At 61.8% G+C, this 19368-nt stretch carries 14 protein-coding genes and 1 pseudogene; 6 read left to right on the top strand and 9 right to left on the bottom strand.

From position 1 onward, the window contains the following. Positions 1-383: 383 nt before the first annotated feature. From J2W94_RS07560 to J2W94_RS07520, 9 genes and pseudogenes are all read right to left on the bottom strand, one after another. Positions 384-568 (bottom strand): annotated as a pseudogene (locus J2W94_RS07560) (leucyl aminopeptidase family protein); the annotation flags it as partial. Between the two features lie 72 nt (positions 569-640). Further along, positions 641-979, bottom strand: coding sequence for a PLDc N-terminal domain-containing protein (locus J2W94_RS07555; RefSeq protein WP_310091837.1), 339 nt, complete (start codon positions 977-979; stop codon positions 641-643). Beyond that, a complete protein-coding gene (locus J2W94_RS07550) occupies positions 976-2346 on the bottom strand; it encodes a leucyl aminopeptidase family protein (RefSeq protein ID WP_310091835.1) in 1371 nt (456 codons plus the stop codon). The genes J2W94_RS07555 and J2W94_RS07550 overlap by 4 nt, the downstream gene beginning before the upstream one ends. Next, the gene (locus J2W94_RS07545) at positions 2343-3065 is read right to left on the bottom strand and encodes an HAD family hydrolase (RefSeq protein ID WP_310091833.1); all 723 of its coding nucleotides are present in this window, start codon (positions 3063-3065) and stop codon (positions 2343-2345) included. The genes J2W94_RS07550 and J2W94_RS07545 overlap by 4 nt, the downstream gene beginning before the upstream one ends. A 160-nt stretch (positions 3066-3225) precedes the next feature. Beyond that, on the bottom strand, positions 3226-4329 hold the full coding sequence (locus J2W94_RS07540) for an AI-2E family transporter (protein ID WP_430540569.1): 1104 nt from the start codon (positions 4327-4329) through the stop codon (positions 3226-3228). A gap of 304 nt (positions 4330-4633) precedes the next feature. Further along, positions 4634-5131 (bottom strand): protein sip-5, encoded by a 498-nt coding sequence (locus tag J2W94_RS07535; RefSeq protein ID WP_310091830.1) that lies wholly within the window; start codon positions 5129-5131, stop codon positions 4634-4636. After that, the gene (locus J2W94_RS07530) at positions 5128-5655 is read right to left on the bottom strand and encodes a phage holin family protein (RefSeq protein WP_310091827.1); all 528 of its coding nucleotides are present in this window, start codon (positions 5653-5655) and stop codon (positions 5128-5130) included. Before J2W94_RS07530 ends, J2W94_RS07535 begins: the two co-directional genes overlap by 4 nt. Positions 5656-5664: 9 nt before the next feature. Beyond that, the gene (locus tag J2W94_RS07525; protein ID WP_310091825.1) at positions 5665-6036 is read right to left on the bottom strand and encodes a hypothetical protein; all 372 of its coding nucleotides are present in this window, start codon (positions 6034-6036) and stop codon (positions 5665-5667) included. A 121-nt stretch (positions 6037-6157) separates the two neighbouring features. Further along, positions 6158-7606: a Do family serine endopeptidase gene (locus tag J2W94_RS07520; RefSeq protein ID WP_310091823.1), complete on the bottom strand. Its 1449-nt coding sequence runs from the start codon at positions 7604-7606 to the stop codon at positions 6158-6160. A 578-nt stretch (positions 7607-8184) separates the two neighbouring features. Here J2W94_RS07520 and J2W94_RS07515 point away from each other — a divergent pair. The 6 genes from J2W94_RS07515 to J2W94_RS07490 all read left to right on the top strand — a co-directional run bounded on the left by J2W94_RS07515 (position 8185) and on the right by J2W94_RS07490 (position 19363). Continuing rightward, a complete protein-coding gene (locus J2W94_RS07515) occupies positions 8185-10341 on the top strand; it encodes an adenosylcobalamin-dependent ribonucleoside-diphosphate reductase (RefSeq protein ID WP_310091821.1) in 2157 nt (718 codons plus the stop codon). 170 nt (positions 10342-10511) lie between these two features. Beyond that, positions 10512-11042: a hypothetical protein gene (locus J2W94_RS07510; protein ID WP_310091818.1), complete on the top strand. Its 531-nt coding sequence runs from the start codon at positions 10512-10514 to the stop codon at positions 11040-11042. A 117-nt stretch (positions 11043-11159) separates the two neighbouring features. Beyond that, positions 11160-12005, top strand: coding sequence for an NrdJb (locus J2W94_RS07505; RefSeq protein ID WP_310091816.1), 846 nt, complete (start codon positions 11160-11162; stop codon positions 12003-12005). 806 nt (positions 12006-12811) lie between these two features. Further along, a complete protein-coding gene (locus J2W94_RS07500; RefSeq protein WP_310091813.1) occupies positions 12812-13753 on the top strand; it encodes a chromate resistance protein ChrB domain-containing protein in 942 nt (313 codons plus the stop codon). Between the two features lie 10 nt (positions 13754-13763). After that, the gene (locus tag J2W94_RS07495; RefSeq protein ID WP_310091811.1) at positions 13764-14483 is read left to right on the top strand and encodes a hypothetical protein; all 720 of its coding nucleotides are present in this window, start codon (positions 13764-13766) and stop codon (positions 14481-14483) included. A 77-nt stretch (positions 14484-14560) separates the two neighbouring features. Further along, a complete protein-coding gene (locus J2W94_RS07490) occupies positions 14561-19363 on the top strand; it encodes a NosD domain-containing protein (RefSeq protein WP_310091810.1) in 4803 nt (1600 codons plus the stop codon). The last annotated feature ends 5 nt before the right edge of the window (positions 19364-19368 follow it).

The raw sequence follows: 19368 nt of genomic DNA, 5'->3' as shown, positions 1-19368 counted from the left end.
GTTGCTCTAGCTCAAGACAGCGTCTTGCCAGCACCTGATAGTGCGGCATGCAATGCGGCATGTAAGAAATAAAAATATGCGCGGGCGATTGCCGCGACTTCGCGCTCCCTCGCACTTCAACTGGACTCATCCTTGTCCCCGCCTTATCGGTGATTGATAGACACCCGAAACTGCAGCCTATAACAGGCCACGTCTATATTCGTACGTCTACCTCAATACTTTGTCAAGCGATGAGCTCAAGGTGTCTGTCACACAATCGTAGTAAGAGCTGCGAAGGCACGATATGGGTCAAACGAGGTCCGGCAACTCCAGCATTTCGATTAACAGATAGAGGACCGAAACACGCCAAAAAACGGAACAAGCGTCCGCTTCTGCGAGCGTAGCTACTGCAAGTAACGCCCCTTCAACATCTCAAACGCCGCCCGCAACGCCATCGCCCCGGCGGACGGCCCGCGCGATCGCTGTCGTTCCACGCATACACGTCCAGGTGCGCCCACTTCTGCTGCGCCGGCACGAAACGTTCCAGACACAGCGCAGCGGTGACCGCGCCGGCCATGCGCGCAGCGGATCGCGGGTGCGAACAAGGGACAGAGAACATATGCGATTGAAACGAATATGTTATCTGTCCCAATTTCCGAGCTTATGGCCGAGGCTCCGCGTCTTCATCATTTCGCGGGACCGTTTCGTCCGCCGAATCTTCCGCCTTTTGGCGTGCGGTTTCTTCCAAGACTGCCTGGATGGCGATCATGCTGTCTGTGTAAGAGCCCCGCGGGCCGTTGTTTCTCAGCAGCGGCGGCTGCGGAGGTACTTCTTCGCTTAGGAAGAGGTAGAGCAGCGGCCCTACGACGGGCACCAGCAAGACGACGCAGTAAACCGACTTCTCAAATGCGCTTCGCTTGCTCGACAACAACTTGTATATGAAGAAGGCGCTGAGTGCGCCGGGCAGGACAATCACCGTGACGGCGAATGGATCCATCATCCGGCGTAACGCCCCTTCAACATCTCAAACGCAGCCCGCAACGCCATCGCCTCTCCCCCCGGCGGCCGACCCGCGCGATCGCTGTCGTTCCACGCGTACACATCCAGATGCGCCCACTTCTGTTGCGCCGGCACGAAACGTTCCAGATACAGCGCAGCGGTGACTGCGCCGGCCATGCGCGAACCCGCGTTGGCCAGGTCGGCGATGCCGCTGCTGAGATAACGAAGATAAGGACGCCACAACGGCATGCGCCACAGCGGATCGCGCGTGCGTTCGCCCGCCGCGATCCAGTCGTTGGCCAGCGCATCGTCGTTGGCGAACAACGCCGGCAAGTCCGGCCCCAAGGCGATGCGTGCCGCGCCGGTCAGGGTGGCGAAATCCAACACGATGTCCGGCTCCTGCTCGCCCGCATAAGTCAGCGCGTCGCACAGGATCACCCGGCCCTCGGCATCGGTATTGTCGATCTCCACGCTCAAACCCTGGCGCGTGGCGATCACTTCGCCGGGACGGAACGCATCCGGCCCGATCGCGTTCTCCACCGCCGGCACCAGCAAGGTCAAGCGCAGCGGCAACTTGCGCGACATGATCAACTCGGCCAGCGCCAGCGCGTGCGCCGCACCGCCCATGTCCTTCTTCATGTTGCGCATGCCGTCGGCCGGCTTGATGTCCAGGCCGCCGGTATCGAAACACACGCCCTTGCCCACCAGCGCCACGTGCGGCAGACCGCTGTCGCCCCAGCGCAGCGCGATCAGGCGCGGCGCGCGATGCGAAGCGCGGCCGACCGCGTGGATGGCCGGGAAATTCCGCGCCAGCAGTTCGTCGCCGACGATGACCTCAAGCTGCGCGCCATGCGTGGCGGCGAGTTCGCGCGCGACTTCCTCCAACTGCTCCGGCCCCATGTGCTCGGTGGGCGTGTTGACCAGATCGCGCACGCGCACGCACGCGGCCAGCAGATCCAGCGCTTCGGCATCGGCGTTCTGCAGCAACAGGCGAGCCGGCGGGCGTGCGGGTTTCTTGTAGCGGTCGAAACGGTAACTGCCCAAGCCCCAGCCCAACTGCAAGGCCGCGCGCGCGCCGTCGTCCAGCATCGAGGCGAGCTGCCAGTCGCCCGGGGGCAGGCCGTGCGGCGCATGCGCGTAGGAATAGGGATCGAGCGGATCGCCGATGCCGATCGCCGCCGCGGCGATGCCGTGTTCGCCCGGCAACAGCACCAGCGCGCCGGGCGCCGCGGAGAAATGCTGCGCGTCCACCCAGGCCTGCAAGGCGGGCGACAGCGCGTTGCGCCAGTCGCTGAACCGGTCGCGCTCCAGCACGTGCAGCGGCAGCGCGGAAGAAGAGGTCTCGGTGAATCCGTTCGGCAGGCTCATGCGGCGGCGTGCTCCGTGTTGTGGAGGTGCGTTGCGTCCAGCCAGTCGGCCAGTGCGGTGAGGTCGGTGAATTCCAGATCGGGACGCAGGGTGGGGTGGGTCCACGTCTGCGCCTCGCGGTTGATCCAGCAGCTGCGCAACCCGGCCTGCGCGGCGCCGATCACGTCCATCTCGATATGGTCGCCCACGTGCAGCACCTCAAAGTGCGGCACGCCCAGGCGTTGGCAGGCGGCGTGGAAGATGCTGGCTTCGGGTTTGGCCGCGCCGTGTTCGCGGGCGCCCAACTGGAACCAGAAATGCCGCGACAGGCCGATGCGTTCCAGATCGGCGTTGCCGTTGGTCACCGCCGCCACCGGCACGCGCGCAGCGATGCGTTCCAGCGCGGCCAGGCTGTCGGGATAGCACTCCACCTGGTTGCGCGCGGCATAGAAGATCTCGTAGGCCGGCTCCAGCAGCGCGGGGTCGGCGCCGCTTTCCTGCAGCGCGCGGCGCAGGGTGAGCCGGCGCAACTCGCTGAGGTCGTGGATCAGCTGCGGGTGTTCGGCGAACACCTGCTCGCGCAGCGCGCGCATGGCCTCGATCGGGAAGCGCGCGGCGGTGGGCGGGCTGTGCTCCAGCATCCACGCATGCAACACCTGCTCGATCCGCGCGCCGATCGGAGCGAAGGGCCACAGGGTGTCGTCGAGATCCAGGGTGATGGCGCGGACGGGGAAATTCACGCCCGTATTCTAACGAGGTGGGGCGTGAGGGACACGCTGCAGGGAAGCAGAAGCGGCCCTGGGGGCCTCTGAATAATTCGGATGTCCTCCCGAGCGCAGCGAGGGATCTGCTGTTTTGCCGGCAGAAAGCAGATCCCTCGCTGCGCTCGGGAGGACAAGGTCACTCCAACAGCCGCGCCCAGCCCTCCATGCCTTCCACCCGCGCCAGCACCAGCTTGATGCAGACCAGCAGCGGCACCGCCAGCAGCAGGCCGACGATGCCCCACAGCCAGCCGAACAGCATCAGCGCCAGGATCAGCACCAGCGGCGACAGCGCCATCCGCCGGCCCAGCACGATGGGGGTGACGATCTGGCCTTCCAGCGTGTGCAGGCCCAGGTAGACCAGCACCGGCATCACCGACAGCCACGGTTCGTTGTAGGTCACGAAACCCACCAGCAGCATCACGCCCATGCCGATCAGCGGACCCACGTACGGGGCGAAGTTCAACAGCGCCACCATCGTGCCCCACAGCAAGGCCTCCTGCAGCGGAATGTCGAACGCGTACAGGATCGCCGCATACACCAACCCCGCCACCGCATTGATCAGGCTGATGGTGAGCACGTAGCGCGACACTTCGCGTTCGATGGAATGCATCAGATCCACGCTGAACTTCTGCTTCTGCCGCCCCGGCAGCAGCGCGATCGCATGCCGCTGCAGGTTTTCGCCGTAGACCAGGAAGAAGAAGGTCAGCAGTACCACCGCCAGCACCGAGGCCAGCAGGCGCGGCGTGGCGTTGAGCACTTTGTACGGATCGTCCACCTGGGTGCGCACCACCTGCACTTTCTTGGCGCTCTCGCCGCCGGCGGCGCGGGCGATGTTTTCCGCGGCCCGATTGGCGTCCAGCATCGGCTTGGTCAGCTGGCGCAGCTTGGGGGTCATTTCGCGCAGTTCCTGCGGCACGTCGCGGAACCAGTCGCTGGCCGGCACCACCAGTTGGTTGGCCAGCGCCGCCGTCCCGGCGATGCCGCCCACCACCACGATCAGCGCGGCCACGAAACGCGGTATCCACAGGCGTTTCAGCAGGCGGATGATCGGGTTGGCCACCAGCGCGAAGAACATGCCCAACAGAATGGGCAGCAGCAGGTCCTGCGCCGCCCACAGGGTGTAGCCCACCGCCAGCGTAGCCAGCACCAGCAGCGCGTTGGAAGCGCGCGGGCGGCGTGGGGCTGGCGAGGGTTCCGGTAACGGATCGGTCGACAGCGGATCGCTGGGAGAAGTGCTCAAGTCGGCGGCTCGTATGGGTTGGGGAGAGACGGAAAAGTGTGGATCCGGAATCTGGCGCGGGTTGCCGACGTTCTCCCTCTCCCCTTTGCGGGAGAGGGTGGCTGCAGGCCGGGAGAGGAGTCGGCTTTTGATCTTCCAACCAGTACTTGATACCTCGAAGACGAAAGCAAAGCACGCTCGCTGCGCTCACGCCCCCTCTCCTGCCCTACGGGCATCCTCTCCCGCAAGGGGAGAGGAGAAAGCAGTGATCGCGGACGCCGCTCCCACGTGCCGCTCCCACGCCGCTGCTGCAGGGCCGATGTCCTCAGCGTTCGGATACTTCCGTAGCCGCTTCGGCCGGACGCGGTTGCGTGGAATGGACCTGGTCGCGAGTCTGGCTCCTGCGCGCGGCGGGCGGAACGTTTTCCGCTTGCTCTTTTTTCGCTTGCGTCGCCGGCTCGGCGGCTTGATCGGTCGCGGCCTCTTCGGCGGTATCGGCCGCTTGCTCCGCCTGTTCGGCCGCGAAGGTGGCCTGCACCGAAGCGAACAGTCCCGACAACGCGCTCACCATCTGCAGCATGCGCGCACCGGTCAGCGCGCGCAGCGGCTCGGCGCGGCCGACCAGGAAGCCGCTGGCCAGGCCGACGACGACGATCCGCATCGGCGTCCATCCCTTGCGCCAGGTGTCGTTGAGCTTGCGGTAGCGATCGACCAGCCGCTGTTCGCGCATCTCCAGCACGTCTTCAGCGCGCTCCACCTTGCGCACCAGATGTTCGAAGCTGACCCGGGGGCGGGAATCCTTGTTCGTGGCGGCCTGCTTCATGGCGGAGTGATCCTATTGCCGTCGGCGTTCCTTTCCGGCGTCCGCTGATTCACCGTGTCGCGCGCCGATTCGGACGAGCCCGGGTCGGGAGCGACGTCGGCCAGTTCGCCGATGCCCAGCCGCGCCAGTTGCCGTCGGGTGGCCTGCATGCGGGTGTGGTCGAAGTAGTAATCCGCGCGCCACGCCGCCCACAAGGTCACCGCGCCGCTGAGCAGCGCGCAGATCAACAGCGAAACGGCCCAGGGCAGACCCAGCTGGCGGCTGAGGAACACGATCAGCGTCGCCATCAGCAGCAGCCAGCACGAAGCGCCGAACACGATGGCCACGCCGGTCAGCGCCATGGCCCTGCCGAAGGCGCTGCGCGCCAGCGACACATCGGCGGCCAGCAAGGCGCGGAACGCCTTGGCCGCGCCACCGGCTTCCTTCAAGCCCTCGCGCGCGGCGGTGCCGACGTCGCGGATGGCCTCGCCCAGATCGGCCTCCGGTTTGCCGGAATCCTGGTCGTCCTCGCGCGTTTCGTTCACGCGTCGGGCTTACTTGTCGCCACCGCCGCTGCGGGCCAGCTTGGCGATGATCCAGCCGGCCGCGAAGGCCACGCCGAACGACGCCAGCGGACGTTCGCGGATCAGGTCGGCGGCGCTGTCGATCAGGTCGCGGCCCTTGTCCATCAGATGGTCCACCTGTTCCATCGCGGCGGCGCCGCCATGTTCGGCCGCGGCCAGGCCCGACAACGCGCCGTCGGCCAGTTCGGCCTTCACGTTGGCCTTGCCCAGCTTCAGCTCGTCGCCGGCCGAACCGGCTGCGCCTTTCAGCGCTTCGCCGGCGGCGGCGGCGGCGGACTTGAGATGCGCGCCGGCTTCGCCGAGGTTGCTTTTCAATGCGTCGGTCGCGGTGGGGTTGTTCATCGTCATCTCCTATGAAGAGGAAGGCGGAGTGCGCCTACCGGGGAAAGCATCTATAGCAGGTCGCCATTAACAGCCTGTCAGTAGCGGGTCCGTCCCGGCGCCCATCTACGACACGGAGCTATCACTGCAACAACAGATTGCCGAGCGCATTGCCGCGCTGGATGGACAGCACCAATTGCGGCGGCTTGGGCGAGAAGCTGGCCTGGAAGCCGGCCAGATCGGTGATTTCTTCCGAACTCGCGCCCCGCACCACGTCGCCAGGCTGCAAGCCGCTCTGCGCCGCCCGGCTGCCGCGCGCCACGTCCTTGACCAGCACGCCGCTCAAGCCGGCTTGGCGCAGCGATTCGGGCAGCTCGGCGAACGAGGCGCCGGTCAGGCGCGGATCCAGCGTCGCCCCCGCCAGCGCGCGGGGTTGTTCCTTCAAGGTCGCGCGCAGCGTCAGCGGCTTGCCGTCGCGGCGGATGCCCAGCGCCAGCGGACTGCCGACCGGCTGCAGGCCTTCGTAGTTGTGCAGCGACTCGGCGCTGTCGATGCGTTCGTTGTTGGCCGACACGATCACATCGCCGGTCTTCAATCCGGCCGCGGCCGCGCCGGAGCCGGCGTAGATCCGCGTCACCACCGCGCCGCGGGTATCGGTCAGGCCCAGGCCCTTGGCCACCTCCGGGGTCAGCGTCTGCGATTCCAGTCCCAGCGTGCCGCGGATGACCACGCCGTTGTTGGCGATCAACTGGTCCTTGATGCTGCGCGCCAGATTGCTGGGAATGGCGAAACCCAGGCCGATGTTGCCGGCCATGCTGCCCTGCGGATTGAAGCTGGCGGTGTTGATGCCCACCAGCTGGCCCTGCAGGTTGACCAGCGCGCCGCCGGAATTGCCCGGATTGATCGAGGCGTCGGTCTGGATGAAGTTCTGGTAACCCAGCCCGCGGATGCCGCTGCGACCCACCGCCGACACGATGCCCGAGGTCACCGTCTGCCCCAGGCCGAACGGGTTGCCCACCGCGACCACGAAATCGCCCACGTTCAAGGCGCTGCTGTCGGCCAGCGGAATCTCGGTCAGGTTGCCGGTGGGGATGCGGATCAGGGCCACGTCGGTGTCCGGGTCCGAACCGATGAACTGCGCCTCGACGCTGCGGCCGTCGCTCAGGGTCACCGACACGCCGTCGGCGTTCTCGATCACATGATGATTGGTGATGACGTAACCATTCTTCGCATCGATGATCACGCCCGAACCCAGCGACTGCTGCACGCGTTCGCGCGGCATGTCGGGGATGCCCAGCATGCGGCGGAACACCGGATCGTCGGCGAACGGACCCATCGGGCTGCGCAGCTTGACGGTCTGCCGGCTGTAGACGTTGACCACCGCCGGCATCACCCGCTGCAGCATTGGCGCCAGCGACGGCAGCGGTTGCCCGTTCACCACCGGCGGCAGCGCGCCTACGGAAGGAATGATCACCGGCGCGGATGGCGCCGCCTGGGCGGGGGTGTCCAGCGCGGCACGGAGTCCGGTGGCGGCAAAACCGCCGAAAGCGGCAGCGGCGGTCAGGGCGAGCAGGGTGGGGAGCGGGCGCATGGGTCGGTTCGGCAAGGAGGTTCGTTCGACAAGGAAAGGGGCTGGCGAGGCCGCCGGGTCCGTCGCGGGGAAGCGACGGCCGGACAAGGCGTGGTCGGCTATATGAATGAGTGTGCTCACCGCTGCTTAAACCCGCAATGAAGTCGAACCCGATGGGTTCCGGGTGGGCGCAAAAAGCTGAATAGGGAAGCTTTGCAATTTCACCTTCGACCCGTTGACAGGCCGGCCGGCCGGGCGTAGCTTGCAGCCTTCGCTTGGCCACTAGATATAGCGGTCATTTGCGAAACGGACCCAAGCAGTAGGGTTTTTGCTTGGAAACAAGGCGCTTAGGGGATGGCGCATGACATCGACGGCGACGCTGGTTTTACGGGACGGCACGCACAATTCGCAGCCCACTGCGGCGCTCACCGCGCTTCGGGGCGGGCCGCCGTCGCTGCCGATCCGGTCCGTGACAGATTTATGCAACGCACGCACTGGCCGGCCCGACCGTCCAGGCGCATAAGAAACCAAGTCCAAACAAAAATTAGACACCACAGTTTCAGACACCACAGTTTAAGAACAGGGAGAGCAACACAATCATGAGTACGGTGCGCCTCGAGGCGGTTAAAACAGAAGAAGCTGCAGGATCCCTGGTTCCGATGCAGCCGGCCTCGCAAGACATCTGGGACAAGAAGTACCGGTTGAAGACCAAGCAAGGCGAAGCGATCGATGCCGATATCGACGGCACCTATCAGCGCGTGGCCCGGGCCCTGTCCGACGCCGAACCCACCGCCGAGAAGCGCGCCTACTGGTACGAGCGCTTCCTCTGGGCGCTGCGCCGCGGCGCCATTCCGGCCGGCCGCATCACCTCCAACGCCGGTGCGCAGGAACACAAGCCCGCCACCTCCACCATCAACTGCACCGTGTCCGGCACCATCGAGGACTCGATGGACGGCATCCTGGACAAGGTCCACGAGGCCGGCCTGACCCTGAAAGCCGGCTGCGGCATCGGTTACGAATTCAGCACCCTGCGTCCGCGCGGCGCCTTCGTCGCCGGCGCCGGCGCCTACACCAGCGGTCCGATGTCCTTCATGGATATCTACGACAAGATGTGCTTCACGGTGTCTTCGGCCGGCGGTCGCCGCGGCGCGCAGATGGGCACCTTCGACGTGTCGCATCCGGACGTGAAGGACTTCATCCGCGCCAAGCGCGAGGACGGGCGCCTGCGCCAGTTCAATCTGTCCCTGTTGATCACCGACGGCTTCATGGACGCGGTGGCCAAGGACGCCGACTGGCCGTTGGTGTTCCCGGTCAACGCCAAGGAACAGCACGAGATCAACGTCGACGACGAGTCCGAAGTGATCTGGCGCGAGTGGCCCACCCACAAGAACTACGTCAGCCGCGACGACGGCCTGGTGGCCTGCAAGATCTACGGCCACATCCGCGCCCGCCACCTGTGGGACATGATCATGGTCTCGACGTACGACTACGCCGAGCCGGGTTTCATCCTCATCGACCGCGTCAACGAGATGAACAACAACTGGTGGTGCGAAAACATCCGCGCCACCAATCCCTGCGGCGAGCAGCCGTTGCCGCCCTACGGCGCCTGCCTGCTGGGTTCGGTCAACCTCACCACTTTCGTGCGCAAGCCCTTCACCGACCAGGCGACCTTCGACTGGGAGGAATACAAGGAAGTGGTGCGCGTGTTCACCCGCATGCTGGACAACGTGGTGGACGTGAACGGCCTGCCGCTGGAACAGCAGCGCGCCGAGATCCTGCGCAAGCGCCGCCACGGCATGGGCTTCCTGGGCCTGGGTTCCACCCTGACCATGCTGCAGATGAAGTACGGCAGCCCCGAGTCCTGCGAGTTCACCGAGTCCATCGCCCGCGACATGGCCGTGGCCGGTTGGGAAATGGGTCTGGCGTTGGCCAAGGAAAAGGGCGCCGCGCCGATCATGGAGGAGCTGTTCGACGTCACCGCCGCCATGCTGCGCCAGCGCCCGGAAATGGCGAAGGACGGCTGGCGCATCGGCCAGCAGATTCCCGGCAAGGTGCTGCACGCCAAGTACAGCCGCTACATGCAGCGCATCGCCACGGTCTCGCCGGAGCTGGTGGACGAGCTGGCCGAGATCGGCAGCCGCTTCACCCACCACAGCTCCATCGCGCCCACCGGCACCATTTCCCTGAGCCTGGCCAACAACGCCTCCAACGGCATCGAGCCCAGCTTCGCCCATCACTACAGCCGCAACGTGATCCGCGAAGGCAAGAAGTCCAAGGAAAAGGTCGACGTGTTCTCCTACGAACTGCTCGCCTACCGCCACCTGGTCAACCCCTCGGCCATTCCGTTCGCCGAGGACGCGGCCGCCCGTCTGCCCGACTATTTCATCAGCGCCGACGACATCAATCCCAAGGAACACGTCGACGTGCAGGCCGCGGCGCAGAAGTGGGTGGACAGCTCCATCTCCAAGACCGCCAACGTCCCCACCGACTACCCGTACGAGCAGTTCAAGGACATCTACCGCTACGCCCACCAGCAGGGTCTGAAGGGGTGCACCACGTTCCGTTTCAACCCGGCCGCCTTCCAGGGCGTGCTGGTCAAGGAAGCGGACCTGGAGAACACCACCTACCGTTTCGAGCTGGAAGACGGCAACGTGGTCGAGGTCAAGGGCAACGAGCAGATCGAATACGACGGCGAAATGCACACCGCCGCCAACCTGTTCGACGCCCTGAAAGAAGGCTATTACGGCAAGTTCTGAGTACTTCCCCCTCCCTTGCGAAGCAGGGGAGGGTTGGGGAGGGGTAGGCGAAGCGCAGCGAGCTCGCTCTTCGCGGCCAACTAAACCATTCACGCAATCACTCCACACCTCACACCAACCGGTATAGCATCGGCTCTGTACCAAACCCACGGCCCCAGGAGGGCATCTACATGAGCAACGGAAACGGTGTGGTAGCGACCCTAACGGGCGCTGCAGAAAGCGTGAAAGAAACCGCGAGCAACATCGGCAGCTCAATCGCCTCGACCGCCAGCGACGCCGTCGCCTCGGTGAAGAAGTCGGCGAAGAAAGCGCAGAAGGCCGTGAAGAAGCGCACCGCCGCCGCCAAGAAGGCAGTCGCCAAGCGTACGGACAAGGCCAGCAAGGCGGTGAAGAAGACCGTGGCCAAGGCCAAGAAGACGCTCGCTTCGGCCAGCGCCTCGGCCAAGGCCGAAGCCGCCGCGTTGAAGAAGAAGGTCGGCAAGAAGCCCGCGAAGAAGGCCGCCAAGAAAGCGACCAAGAAGACCGCTACGGCGAAGAAGGCCGTGAAGAAGGCGGTCAAGAAAGTCGCCAAGAAGGTCGCCAGCAAGAAGACCGCGGCCAAGAAGGCGGTCAAGAAAGTTGTGAAGAAAGCCGCCCCACGCAAGGCCGCCAAAAAGGCGCCCGCGAAGAAGGCAGCCAAGAAAACCGCAAAGAAGAAGTAAGCCCCCGCTTTAGCCCCTCTCCCTGCGGGAGAGGGGTTGGGGTGAGGGCCACTACTTCAGCGCCCCAACCGAACCACCTACCAAGCCACACGACACAAGCAATCAGGAACCAGCTCCATGGCCGTCAAGATCGACAAGAAAATCAAGGGTTACTCCGTCCTCACTCCGGAAGACCGTGCGCGCGAAAGCGCTGCCGCCGTCCAGGCCGAGTCGGTCACCCGCGCCAAGGCCGAGGCCGAATTCCCGGTCGCCGACATCATCCACATGCACGAGCGCATCGAGCGCCCGGAAGTGCTGATCGGCAGTACCTACAAGATCAAGTCGCCGTTGGTGGAGCACGCGATGTACGTGACTCTCAACGACATCGTGTTGAATCCGGGCACGGAGCACGAGCTGCGCCGTCCGTTCGAGATCTTCGTCAATTCCAAGTCCATGGAGCATTTCCAGTGGATCGTGGCGCTGACGCGCATCATGTCGGCGGTGTTCCGCAAGGGCGGCGACGTGACCTTCCTGGTGGACGAGATGAAGGCGGTGTTCGATCCGCGCGGCGGTTACTTCAAGGCCGGCGGGGTGTACATGCCGTCGTTGGTGGCCGAACTGGGCGCCATCGTGGAAGACCACATGAAGTCGATCGGCCTGATCCACGATCCGGAAATGAGCGATCACCAGCGCGCCATCCTGGCCGAGAAGCGTGCCGCTTACGAAACCCGCGCAAAAAAAAACTCTAACGTAAGCCCATCCTCCAACCCTTCCCCTGCGACAGCGGGGGAAGGTGCCCGTAGGACGGATGGGGGCGCTCTTAGCTCCACCGAGCCCGCCTCCCACGAAGACATCTCCGTCACCGGCGACGGCACCAGCTTCCCGCCCAGCGCGACGCTTTGCCACAAGTGCAACACGAAGGCGCTGGTCATCATGGATGGGTGCGCTACTTGTTTGAACTGTGGGTATTCGAAGTGCGGTTGAGATAAGCGGGGCGACGTCTGTTGTTAGTGGTGTGCGGACCCCCATAAGGCTCTAGTTGGGTACCCATAAGATGCTAGCGTGGCTCGCATAAGACGCTAGTTGGCACCCATAAGGCGCTAGTTGCGCCAATTGGCAGCAAGCCCCCCGACCTTAGACTCCAAAGCCACGGCCTCTATCGCGGCCTTGGCTTGGGGAACCGCGCCCTCTCTAGCAGTTGTGATCCGGCCGCATTCAAGCTCGGGAACCTCACGCCGGCGCAGTCCAAACGGCAGCTATCAACAACAAGCTCGGACAGAGCCGACAGCCAACCCTTACACGTGGTACCGGGCGATAGTGTCTGCTACAGACCCAAAGCGGTCACTCATGTCATTTGATCGGAAGTCACGATATGAGCCCCGGGATCTTCCGTATGGCGATCGCAGCGCTGGCGTGCGGGATGCTCAAGGAAACCTGTGGTGGCTGGGAACGCACATCGGTGCGGCCTAACAATTCATTCAAGCCGACGTCGCTTGGCGGCTTAATTCAGACGTTTCTATGATGTCCGTTTCTGGCCGGAAGCGGGCATGCTTTAGTGGTGTGAATTATTTACGTTGCACCTGCTCGCCCCATTCACCCTGCCTTCTTTTGGTAGCGTAATTTGCTCTTTTGGTAGCGCATCTTGAGTGCCGCACTGCGAACCTCGCAAAGGCCTTGTGAAGATTCATGAGGCACGCTAGGCTGAAGTGAAGAAAACGTGAATAGCGGAAGGAACCGTTGTGAAAGGATCAGGACGTCAAAGGATTTGGCGATGGGCAGGCGGGCTCGCATTGAGCGTCACCTTGCTCACAGGCTGCGGCGCAGAGCCGGTGGTCTACGTGACCGAACATGGATTGGGGCCCGACAAGTGGGCTACCGCGTGGCTACTCACAAAACGCATCAGCCCAGGCGCGCAACTCAACGTCGTTGATATCGGCAAAGAACTGCCACAAGGCATCGCATTCGATGTCCCTGGTTCGGCCATGCAGCGCCAAGGCAAGTTGTCTGCATTCGAGATTGTCAGCGCGAATCATCAACTGGATGATCCAGATACGCGGCGTTTTGGACGCATCGTCCATGACATTGAAATCGGCGCTTGGGGCGCGGCCGCAGACGCCGACTCGCCTGTAGTGGAGCGGGCGTTCCGATCGCTGCAGGAACGCTACGGTCGCGACACGACCTTGCCAGCTTGCTACCTCAAGTTCTTCGATGCTGTGCATTCAGCGATTCGCGACGCCCGTGAATCGAGCAAAGCCATTTCGTCCGACGCGCTAGCGGTGGACTGTGATCAGATCGCAACCCAGCCAGCCCCTGGCCAAATCGTCGCGCAAGTTCCGATCGAGCATTTATTGGCAGAAATGAAGCGCGGCAAGTCAGTGGTGTTCGTCGATGTCCGCGAAGAAGACGAGTTTCTCGAAGGTCACATTCCTGGCGCGTTGAACCTGCCTATCCGCGACCTCGATGAAAGCGTCGTGCAGCGTGTGCAGTCCGCGGATTACGTCGTCAGTTATTGCATCAAGGACTTCCGTGGATTCGAGATGGCCAAGGCTCTCAAGGACGCCGGCGTACAGAACTCGGTGATCCTGAACCCCTTTGGTATTCGCGGCTGGGTCGAGGAAGGCTTGCCGACCATCGGATCCGCCGCAATGACCGAAGTCGACGGCCAGCGTCGCTTCACCGAGTGCATCGATTCCCCGAACACATGCAAGGCCAAAGCCACCGCCAAACATTGAGGACGCCCACATGCAAGGAAGCAAGCTGGTTTCAAAGGTCGTCTGGTGCATCGTTGCGGCGGTGCTCATTGCGCCGATCGTGACTTGGTGGCGGTCGGTTGGGGATCCATCGGCCTACTTCACGCATGCGTTGCCGCCGGGCCAGTCCATTTTCATCTTCGCAAAGCTCGCGGGCTTGCTGGCGATCGGCTTGTTCTGGGCGCAGGCGCTGCTCGCAATGGCGCCCCGTGTGCCGATGTTCCGTGGGTTCCCTGCGTTGAACCGTCGTGCCCATATCGTATTTGGCTCAGCTACGGGATTCTTGATTGCGGCCCATGTGGGTCTGTTTGTTGTCGCCTCGTCCTTGCGCAAGAAAGTGGTGGCGTGGGACCTGCTATTGCCGAACTTCGACCACGGCTACTACTTTCTCTTCATAACGTTTGGGGCCTTTGCACTTTACCTCTTGGCTATCGCGCTTTTCGCGGGTTGGCGCACCCATCGCGGTACGCGGGCGTGGAAGAAGGTGCACATGCTCTGGATCGGCGTGTTCGCATTTGCGTTGTTGCACTCGATTGGTATCGGTAGCGAGACGCGCGATGGTGCGCTGCGCTACATCTTCTTGTTCACGGGTTCGAGCCTGACGTTGCTGGTGGCCGCACGTGTTTGGTCAGCGATACGAAGTCGTCAGCAAAGAGTAGGTCTGCGCAAAGCTAGCGCGGCCGCGTCCAGCCACCACAATCTCGGCGTCTAACGCCATCTCGACACGTCCGCAGGAACTACCGCATGGCTATGAACGGAAGCAGTGCGCAACGAGGATGGAAACGGCTGATGAAGCAGCCGCGTTACGCGGTTATGCTTTTGCTGGCGCTGCTAGCGCCGGCTGTAATTGCTGCGGTAAAGCTCTCCGAGCCGGACATCCTGCTGTATCCCCTGCCGCAGACGGTTTATGACGCCGAAGTCCATCTGACGGGCCTTGCGGATCCGCATCAGACGTTGCATGTCGAGCTCAATGGTCAGGTGGTGACCAAGACCCTCTCGAACGAACGTGGCGATTTTGCCGTGACCTTGCACCCTGCCCAGGGTCAGAATCGCCTGCGCGTGGTGGTGCCAGAAACGATGCTGGTCTCGGATTCGGGCGTGCATGTCTTTCGCTATATGCCAACGATCGACATCCCCCGCGATGATGCAATCAGATCGGCTCCCGACAAGGCAGATTTAAAAAGCACCGCCACGTTGGTACGGCCTAAAACCGCGCCGGCAGCGCCAGTGATTACCGTACCGCCAGCCACGAGTACGGCTAACCCCATCACTCTGAGCGGCACGGCGGAAGCGGATAGCAACGTCAACTTCTATGTGAATGGCCGTTTCACGCGAAGCACTCTTGCGAATGGTTCGGGTACGTTTTCCACATGGGTGCCGCTGGAGGATGGAACCAACACGATATACGTAACTGCATCGAACACGGCGGGTGAAACCAGTGTGGCCTCCAACACGGTAGAGGTCAGCTACACCCATAGCGTGCCACGTACCCAAACCGGGACGATTTCGCAGAACACGGTGTGGACCAAGGGTGACGGCACGGCGTACTCACTCAGCGGAAATCTGACAATCGCTCCTGGGATTACCTTGTGGATACAACCGGGCGCGCTTGTGAACTCTGCAGGTAATTTCAAGATCCTTAGCCAAGGCAATCTCGTGATCAGGGGGGCCTCTACGGCCCTGTCCGTACTGAAAGCAGCAAATTCGAGTTGCAATGGAGTCAACACGCGTCGCGAAGACTGGATGGGAATTGAAGTTCCGGCAAGCGGCTCGGTAAGTCTGGAGTATGCGGAAATACAGTGTGCACTTCGTGGTGTTTACTTGAATGGAGGTTCTGGCTCTATCCAGCGGTCGCGGCTGCTAAACAATGAGGTGGGAGTGAGGACCGAGGCTGCGACGGCCGTGGCAGCCACCTTCCCGAACATTTCGGCTGAGAATGAGTTTCGTGGGAACTCATACGGAGTATCTGTACAAAAGAACTCTCGCCCGACGATATCGGGAAACAATCTATTCACGGCAAACTACTATGGCGTCTGGGTATATGGAAGTACCGACGCAACTCAGAATCCAGTGCCGGTTATTGGCGGCAATCGGATCTACTCAAATACAAACTACAACTACTACGCAAGCGCCTTTGCAAGCCCGTCCACGACGGTGCTAGATGCGAAAGGGAACTGGTGGGGAACTACCGATCATGGCGCCATTGCCGCCGGCATCTATGACTGGAGTAACAGCTCCGCAGACTCGCCTATCGTCGATTTCAGCGGCTATCTAGGAGCGGCCGGCGGCACTGCATTCTTTACCGGAACCACTCTGAATGGCCTAATCAGCGCGAACCAAACCTTGGGTCCTGGCGATGCTCAGGTTCTTGGAAACATAACGGTCAACCCTGGAGTCACGCTAAGCATCGATCCTGGTGCGCGACTTATCTTTGCGCCCGATGCAAAGTTGCAAGTACGCGGAACTTTGACTATTTCCGGATCGGCCGTAGCGCGTGCCGTGCTTCGACCGACGGTGGTGGCATGCAATGGCACCGCGACGGAACGCAGCGACTGGGCTGGTATCGAAGTTGTTTCTGGTGCCATCGCGACTATCGACTATGCTGAGGTTCACTGTGCGGCGAAAGCGGTTCACTTCAATAGTGGTACCGGTGAGATTCACAACACAAGATTGCTGAACAACGACATCGGCATTGATATGTTGGCGGTGTCGCCCGCGCGAACGACACCGCAGATCACGACGGCCAACGAGATCAATGGCAATGCCTATGGCATCGTCATTCGTCAAAACACTTCGCCAAGCATCACTGGCGGAAACGTCGTGTCGGGGAACGGTTTCGGCATCCAAATTACCGGCAACAGTACGGCCGCCCAAAATCCAGCACCAGTGATTACCGGCAACACCGTGCAAAGCAATTCCAGCTGGAATGTATACGCCAACACCTTTGGTAATGCGCGCAGTACCCGTGTCAATGCGACAAGCAACTGGTGGGGGACGACAGATGCCGGAGCGATTTCCCGCAGCATCCGCGATTGGACCGAAGACTCTGCGGCTGCACCTATCGTCGATTACAGCGGATTCTTGAACGCCGCTGGTGGAACTTCCGCGTGGACCGGCCCGACGCTGAATGGTCCGATCGTGGCGAACCAAACGTTGACCGGCGTGGAGCACTTGATGCTCGGCACCGTCACGGTAGAGCCGGGCATCACTGTGGCGGTCAACGCAGGTACTCAGATCACAGTTGTTGACAATTTCTCCTTTGTGGTCAAAGGAACGATGAACGTCAACGGCACCTCAGCCTCGCGCGTCGTATTCAAGCCATCGATTGCAGCATGCACGAACGCAGCCTTGGAGCGAGAAGACTGGTACGGAATTAGATACGAAGTCGGCTCAGTAGGCGCGATCAATTACGCCGATATCTATTGCGCGCAAACCGGGGTTTACTTCTATCAATCGGGCACGATCAAGAATAGTCGGCTATACGGCAATGTCGTTGGCATGAATATGGTGGGCGCAAGTACTTCGGCAAAGATCACGCCGACGATTCAAACCAACGAAATCCGTAACGGCACGTATGGAATCAACGTCAACACAAACGCGACGCCGACAATCAGTGTTGGCAATCTAATAACGAATAATGATTACGGAATCGTTGCGGATGGTGCCAATGCCGTTGCATCGAATCCGCTGCCCGTCGTTACGGGTAACAGCCTATACGGAAATCGCATCTACAATTACAGAGCCATCGACTTCGGAGATTCGGCGAACATCCTACTTAACGCTCGCGACAACTGGTGGGGCACGCCAAATCCTGTGCTTATTTCGCCGACGATCTATGACCGTAAGAATATAGATACTTCCCCTTATGTAGATTTCGGTGGCTATCTGGATTCTGCGGGAGGAGTCTCCGCGTTTACGGGAACTACATTGATCGGGCCGATCACCGCGAACCGTACGCTGACACCTGGCGAGTATCGTGTTCTGGGCAACGTCATTGTCAGCGCGGGCGCCACGCTCACGATAAATGCTGGCGCTGAGTTGGGCTTTGTGCCGGGGCGCCGCCTACAGGTCAATGGCAGTCTTGTGGCGCACGGTACGAGCACAGATCGCGTGGTTTTCCAATCTGCGGCAGTTTATGCGGGCAAGGGAAATTGGTTCGGCCTTCAGGTAGCTCCGGGAGGAACTGTGGATCTGGATTACATCCGGATGCAGCATTCGACTTACGGCGTGGATTTCGCTGGTGGCCAAGGAACACTCCAGCGCTCGTTAATTCGCTTCAATACACAAGGTATTTCGGTGTATGCGAACAGCCAACCAACTATTACAAATGGAAACGAAATAACGTCTAACGATTACGGCGTCTATGTGGAAGGCAACAGCACGGCGGCGCAAAACCCAGCTCCGGTCGTCACAGGCAACAATCTCTACGGAAACAGTACTAACAATTACTATGCCCGGAGCTTCGGTAATCCGACGACCACCATCCTCAATGCTACCGGCAATTGGTGGAATCTGACGGACCCGGTTGCTATTCGTGCGACGATCTATACCGGTTCGTCCACGTCTCCAACGGTAGATATCGGCACGCCACTTGCCTCGGCCACAGGGCCATTGGCGATAGTGGTTAGTGGCGTGAGCATGACTTCGCGCCAGATACAGCCTCTGGACAGTTCGACCCCCGCGCAAGGGTTGTTCACGATCAGCCGTCCGGGTTCGGTCAATACACAGATCCGTCGGCAGACCGACAACCTCTTGGTATATCAATACAACCAGGACTTCGCGACCGCCGGTCAGTATGGGTTCTCATGGAATGGCCGCGATACATCAGGTGCGATCGTGCCTGCCGGGATGTACCGCGCGGTGCTCATTGCGACCGATGGACTAGATGAATTCGTCGTCGACTCGCAAGCGCCGGCAGGGGTGGACTCACTGAGCGGTAACGCGGCGCCTGTGTACCGCCCCTACAAGAATGAATTCTATAAGGCGAGCGTGACCCTGGGCTCGCCCGGCTTGATCAGCATGGAGATTTGGCCTGAGGGCGGCACGATGTTCTATGCGTTCCAAGACGTCTATTACCCAGCAGGAACGCATTGGGTCTATTGGGATGGCCGAGGACCTGACAACAAGATCGTGACCGTCCCAGTCGAGATTCTGACCACGGACTCGGCCTACGTAAGCACGACCGCGATCCAAGTACTAATCGCCAAACCGAGTATTACGGGTCTCGGCGTTGCACCCAGCGTTGAGGTGAAAGCCGATCCCTATCTGGTGACGCACAGCTTCGAGCAAATCACGCGGATGGCCTACCGCCTAAGCGATGACGCTTATGTCCGCTTCGTGCTGCTGCCACCGGAGGTGACGGACCTTCAGGCGCCCGAGGCAGTGGTGCTGGTCGACAACCAGTTGCAGGTGGCAAAAAACGGCTCGGGCGCACCGAATGACTACATCGTCGAATGGCGCGGCTACGACCCGGCAAGGCCTTCGCAGATTCGCGTTGCGCCGGAAGGGGCTTACACCTTCGCAATCGAGGCCAGATCATCGGCGACCAATCAGACCACCGTTTATCGCGGTGTGGTCAACCTGAGGCAATGACAGCC

This window comes from Pseudoxanthomonas sacheonensis (assembly GCF_031455975.1).
Lineage (GTDB): Bacteria > Pseudomonadota > Gammaproteobacteria > Xanthomonadales > Xanthomonadaceae > Pseudoxanthomonas_A > Pseudoxanthomonas_A sacheonensis_A.
The sequence above is the reverse complement of the archived record's forward strand: the minus strand, read 5'-3'. Positions and strand labels throughout refer to the sequence as shown.